Here is a 5,406-nt window from a genome sequence, read left to right as displayed (position 1 = left end):
CGGCACCGGGGCCTGGGTGCTCGGCCTCGCCGGGCTGGCCCGCGAGGTCTTCCGTCGCCGCACCCTGCCGGCCGTCCTGGCCCCGCTGCTCGCCGCGGGCTTCGTCGCCTACCCCGTCGTCCAGCTCCCCCCGCTCCCCCAGCTCGCCATCGGGCTCGCCCCCGCCCCCCCCCCCCTCGCTCCCGGGGGGCCCGCCGGAGAAGGCGAAGCCGACGAGCAGGGGCGGGACGCGGGGGGGGTTGCCCCCCGGGGAGACCATCGGGGCGCGCCCCCGCCGGTCCTCGCCCTCGGCGCGCACCCGCTCGAGCAGGGCGCGCTGCCAGTCGCGGACCTCGGCGGAGACCTCCTCGGCGAGGCGGGGCCGGTCATCGGCGGCGGGCCGGGGCGGGAGGTCCTCGAGGGCCGTCGTCCCGCCCGGCAGGCTCTGCCAGGCGCGGCGGGTCTCGCGCTCGGCGCGCTCCACCTCGGACACGACGAGCGTGACGAGCCCGCTCTCGATCGCCTCCTCGGCGCGCGCCTGGGTGGGCGGCCGCCCGCGCAGGAAGCCGGCCACGCGGTCCCGCAGGCGGCCGACGGCGGCCTCCACGCCGCGCAGCCACTCCCCCGTGCCGACGAACTCCTGCCACCGGGCGAGGACCTCCCCGCGCAGCAGCGTGCCGTCCTCGGTGGCCGCCATGACCTCGCGGGACGCGGCCGCGTGGTGCTCGACGGCGGCCTCCGTGAGGCCGTCCACGGCCCGGGCCTGGGCGTCCGCGGCCGTGGCGACGTCCGCGGCGCCGCGCAGCACGCCGGCGACCGCCCCGGCCAGGGTCTGGCGGGCGACGCTCGCGCGGGTGCCCGCGTCGGCGACGAGCCCGGTCAGCCAGGTGCGGACGGGCTCGATGTCGGCGTCGGGCAGGCGGCGCGCCGCCCCGGCCGGCTGCTCGGAGACGACGAAGAGCGGCGCGTGCGCGAGCCCCTCGGCCTCGAGGCGGTCGGCGAGGTCGGCACGGATCTCTCCCGCCGTGCCGGGTGGCACGCGGTCCAGGACGACGGCGACGACGACGCGCCGGGCCGCCGCCTCACGCAGCAGCTCCCACGGCACGGCGTCGGCGTAACGGGCCGCCGTCGTGACGAAGATCCACAGGTCGGCGGCCGCGAGGAGCTGGGTGGCGAGGCGGCGGTTGGCCGAGACGACGGAGTCGATGTCCGGGGCGTCGAGGAGGGCGAGGCCGCGCGGGACGGACTCGGCCCCGACGAGGCCGAGCTCGGTGATCGGCTCCTCCTCCTCCGCCTGCGGCGCGGCCGGTGCCGAGCCCTGCACGCGGGCCAGCCCGGGCAGCACGCGGTCACCGGTGAACCAGGCGGCGTCGTCGGGGTGGTGGACGAGGACGGGGCGCCGCGTCGTCGGCCGGATCGCCGACGCGCGCGAGACCTCCTGACCGACGAGGGAGTTGACGAGCGTCGACTTGCCCGCCCCCGTGGAGCCGCCGACGACGGCGAGCAGGGGCGCGTCGAGGCGCTCGGCCCGGGGCAGGACGTAGTCCTCGAGCTGGTCGACGAGGCCGCGCTGCAGCCTGCGGGCCTCCTCGACCCCGGGGAGGGCGAGTGGCAGCGCCGTGTGCGCGAGCCGCTCGTCGAGCGTGCGCAGGCGCGTGACGACGTCGTCGCGCGGCTCCCCGGAGGCGTGGGTCATCTCAGGTCCGCTGCACCGTGGGCAGCAGGTCCCCAGCGGGCGGCGTCCAGCTCGCAGGGTCGGCGGGCTCCTGGTCGCCGGAGCGGATGTCCTTGACCTCGTGCCCCTCGGCGCCCGGGAACCAGACGTAGGGGATCCCGAGCCGGTCGGCGTGGCGGATCTGCTTGCCGAACTTCGCGGCGGTGGGGGCGACGTCGGTGGGGATGCCCCGGGCGCGGAGGGCGGCGGCCACGTCCTCGCTGCGGCGGCGCTCCTCCTCCGAGCCGACGGCGACGAGGACGGCGGTGGGGACGGAGCGGCTGGCGGTGGCCAGGCCGGCGCCGAGGATGCGCGCGACGAGACGGGACACGCCGATGGACAGGCCCACGCCGGGGTAGGTGCGGGAACCGTCGGAGGCGAGGGAGTCGTAGCGGCCGCCGGAGCAGATCGAGCCGAGGTCCTCGTGGCCGACGAGCGTCGTCTCGTAGACCGAGCCGGTGTAGTAGTCCAGGCCGCGGGCGATCGAGAGGTCGGCGACGACGGTGCCCGGGACGCGCTCCTGGGCAGCCTCGACGAGCGCGACGAGCTCGGACAGGCCCTCCTCGAGGAGCGGGGTGCTCACGCCCAGGGCGCGCACGCGCTCGGCGACGCCCGCATCGCTGCCGCTGATCGCGGCGAGCTCGAGGGCCAGGCGGGCCTGCTCGGGGGTGGCGCCGGCGTCCTTCTCGAGGAGCTCGGCGACGGCGTCGGGGCCGATCTTGGCGAGCTTGTCGATGGCGCGCAGCGCGCCCTCGACGTCGGTGAGCCCGATGCCGGTGTAGAAACCCTCGGCGATCTTGCGGTTGTTGACGGCGATGCGCACCGGCGGGATGGGCAGCGCGGACAGCGCCTCGGCCATGACGAGCGGCAGCTCGACCTCGTAGTGGAAGGGCAGCGTCTCGGAGCCGACGACGTCGACGTCGGCCTGCGTGAACTCCCGGAAGCGGCCCTCCTGGGGGCGCTCCCCCCGCCACACCTTCTGGATCTGGTAGCGCTTGAAGGGGAAGACGAGCTTGCCGGCGTGCTCGAGCACGTAGCGGGCCAGCGGCACGGTGAGGTCGAAGTGCAGGCCCAGGCGCTTCTCGGAGGAGGCGCCGTCCTCGTCGTGGAGGCGGCTGACCGCGTAGACCTCCTTGGAGGTCTCCCCCTTGCGCAGGAGCTCCTCGACGGGCTCGACGGCGCGGGTCTCGATGCCCGCGAAGCCGTGTAGCTCGAAGGTGCGGCGCAGGACGTCGAGGACGTGCGTCTCGACGGCGCGCTCGGCGGGCAGCCACTCGGGGAATCCGGACAGGGGGTGGGACGGGCCATGGGTGCGATCCTAGTGAGGTTCGGGGCTGGGCCTGGCTCAGACCAGCGCGCGGGCGATGAAGGGGTTGGTCGCGAGCTCGCGCGCCGTCGTCGTCGCGGGTCCGTGGCCCGGCACGAGCAGGGCGTCGGCGGGCAGCGACGACGCGAGCTGGCGCAGCGTGCGGCGCATCCTCGCCTCGTCCCCGCCCGGAAGGTCGGTGCGGCCGACGGAGCCGGCGAAGATCACGTCACCGGTGAGGACGACGGGGCCGTCGTGGGCGGTGACACCCGCCTCGGCGAAGGCGGGGCCGGTGAGGGCGGTGACGCCGTCGAGCCGCCACAGGGTGCTGCCGGGCGTGTGGCCCGGCGCCGCGACGGCGTGGAGCACGACGCCGGGCACCGGCTCGTGGGCGCCGGGACCGACCGGGCGGACCTCGCTCACCGGCTGCCACGGCGTGCCCGCGAGCGTGGCGAAGGCGCCGCCGACGGCACCGAGGTGGCCGGCCGGGTCGGTGAAGCGGTCGGCGTCGTCCGCCCCGACGAGCACGGGCGCCTCCCCCGCCACGGCGGCACAGTCCCACAGATGGTCAGCGTGCCCGTGGGTGACGACGACGGCGCCCACGTGGAGGCCGTGACGGCGCAGCACCTCCTGGACGAGCGGGGCGGAGCCGGCGCCCGGGTCGACGACGACGGCGGGCCCGTCGGCACCCGCCGCGAGGACCAGGGTGTTGGTGCCGAAGACCGGCGAACGCAGGCCGTGGAGGAGCATCCGACCACCCTAGCCAGCGGCCCGCGCGGCGCCCGCCGACGAGCCGAGCAGCACTCGGGCGTGAGGACGGTCACGGCGGAGCCAGGTTCCGCCTAGACTTGTCGGCGTTCGTTCGTCGCGGTGCCGCCGGGCACCACCACCAGGAGAATTCGTGACCCGCAGCAGCAAGCAGGAGCGCGCGTACCAGAAGCGCCGCCAGGAGAGCTGGGACAAGCGCAGCCGCGAGAAAGCCGCGCGCCGGCGTCGCACGACGCTGGTCGTCGCCACGATCGTCGGCCTCGCCGTGGTGGCCGCGGTCATCGCGCTGCTCCTGATCAACCGGCCGGACGCCGAGGAGCCGGAGGCCCAGCCGACGGACACGGCCACCACCGCACCGGCCGAGGCGCCCGCTGCGCTGCCGACGACCGACCCCGAGCTGTACGACGCCGCACCGGACTCGGCCGAGGCCGAGGGCCGCACGTGGGACGTGACCGTGCAGACGAGCGCCGGCGACATCGCGATGGAGATCGACGGGGAGAACGCGCCCCAGGCAGCAGCGAACTTCCTGCGTCTGGCGCGTGACGGCTTCTACGACGGCACCGCCTGCCACCGGCTGCTGCCGGACTCGCTGCTCCAGTGCGGCGACCCGACGGCCACGGGCACGGGCGGACCGGGGTACAGCTTCGGGCCCGTCGAGAACGCACCCGAGGACGACGTCTACCCGGCGGGCACGCTCGCCATGGCACGACAGAGCAACAATGCAGAGTCGATGGGCAGCCAGTTCTTCATGGTGTTCGCCGACGTCCCACTTCCGTCGGACAACGCCGGCGGTTACAGCGTCTTCGGTCGTGTGACCGAAGGGCTGGACATCCTCCAGCAGGTCGGCTCGGCGGGCACCGTCGAGGGCTCTGAGCAGCCGGCCCTTCCCGTCACCATCGAAGGAGTGACCATTGACTGAGCAGCAGACCCCGCGCCCCGCGGACGAGCCGACAGCGGACGCGATCGAGAGCGTCGCGCTGACGGAGCAGGGGGGATTGCCGCCTGCGCCTGCTGCCACGCAGGACGCTCCCGTCGAGGAGACGGAGGCCGAGCAGGCCGAGTCCCTGAACCAGCAGGCCGACGCCCCCGCCGACGCTGCCGAGCAGGCAGCCGCGCCCAGCGAGGTGCCTGAGGCACCTGCCGCGCAGCAGGAGGCACCGGCCGAGGCACCCGACCGGGCCGAGGCCGTCCCCGCAGCTCCCGACGCTCCTGCCGAGCAGCCGGAGGCATCGGCGGAGGCATCCGACCAGCCCGACGCTCCTGCCGAGCAGCCTGAGGCCGCCCCTACGGCTGCCGACGCCCCCACCGACCAGCCGGAGGCATCGGCGGAGGCATCCGACCAGCCCGAGGCTCCTGCAGAGCAGCCTGAGGCCGCCCCTACGGCTGCCGACGCCCCCACCGACCAGCCGGAGGCATCGGCGGAGGCATCCGACCAGCCCGAGGCTCCTGCAGAGTCCGCCCAGGCTCCTGCCGGTCAGGCGGAGGCCGCCGCGGACCAGGCTGCGGCTCCGGCAGAGCAGACCGACGCTCCCGCCGAGCCGGCCACGGCCGAGCCCGGCGGCACGATCGAGGCGGAGGCCGCCCAGGCGCCCGCACCCGCGCCGCGGCCGGCGGCCGTTCCCCGGCCGCTGCCCCAACC

General features: G+C 76.0%; 3 protein-coding genes and 2 pseudogenes. 2 read left to right on the top strand and 3 right to left on the bottom strand.

Annotation, left to right across the window (positions count from 1 at the left end; all coding sequences use genetic code 11):
• The 3 genes and pseudogenes from ACWPXV_RS17130 to ACWPXV_RS17120 form a co-directional block, all read right to left on the bottom strand.
• Positions 1-1,675: dynamin family protein (locus ACWPXV_RS17130; protein WP_454086351.1), on the bottom strand; the 1,675-nt coding region annotated here is incomplete at its 3' end.
• A gap of 1 nt (position 1,676) precedes the next feature.
• A pseudogene (gene hisS, locus ACWPXV_RS17125) lies at positions 1,677-3,001 on the bottom strand (histidine--tRNA ligase).
• Between the two features lie 37 nt (positions 3,002-3,038).
• Positions 3,039-3,749 carry an MBL fold metallo-hydrolase gene (locus tag ACWPXV_RS17120; RefSeq protein WP_454086350.1) on the bottom strand — a complete coding sequence of 237 codons (711 nt, stop codon included), beginning with the start codon at positions 3,747-3,749 and terminating at the stop codon, positions 3,039-3,041.
• 151 nt (positions 3,750-3,900) lie between these two features.
• Between ACWPXV_RS17120 and ACWPXV_RS17115 the strand changes: the two genes are divergently transcribed.
• Together ACWPXV_RS17115 and ACWPXV_RS17110 are read left to right on the top strand one after the other, a co-directional pair.
• A complete protein-coding gene (locus tag ACWPXV_RS17115) occupies positions 3,901-4,686 on the top strand; it encodes a peptidylprolyl isomerase (RefSeq protein WP_454086349.1) in 786 nt (261 codons plus the stop codon).
• A pseudogene (locus ACWPXV_RS17110) lies at positions 4,679-5,406 on the top strand (hypothetical protein); the annotation flags it as partial. The gene ACWPXV_RS17115 and the pseudogene ACWPXV_RS17110, both read left to right, overlap by 8 nt.

This window comes from Georgenia sp. Marseille-Q6866, from assembly GCF_965111665.1.
Note: the sequence above shows the minus strand (reverse complement) of the source record. Positions and strands in the feature narration are given on the sequence as shown.

Coding starts and splice junctions, on each gene's coding strand:
- ACWPXV_RS17120 (WP_454086350.1), bottom strand. CDS start 3,749: ATGCTCCTCCACGGCCTGCGTTCGCCGGTCTTCGGCACCAACACCCTG.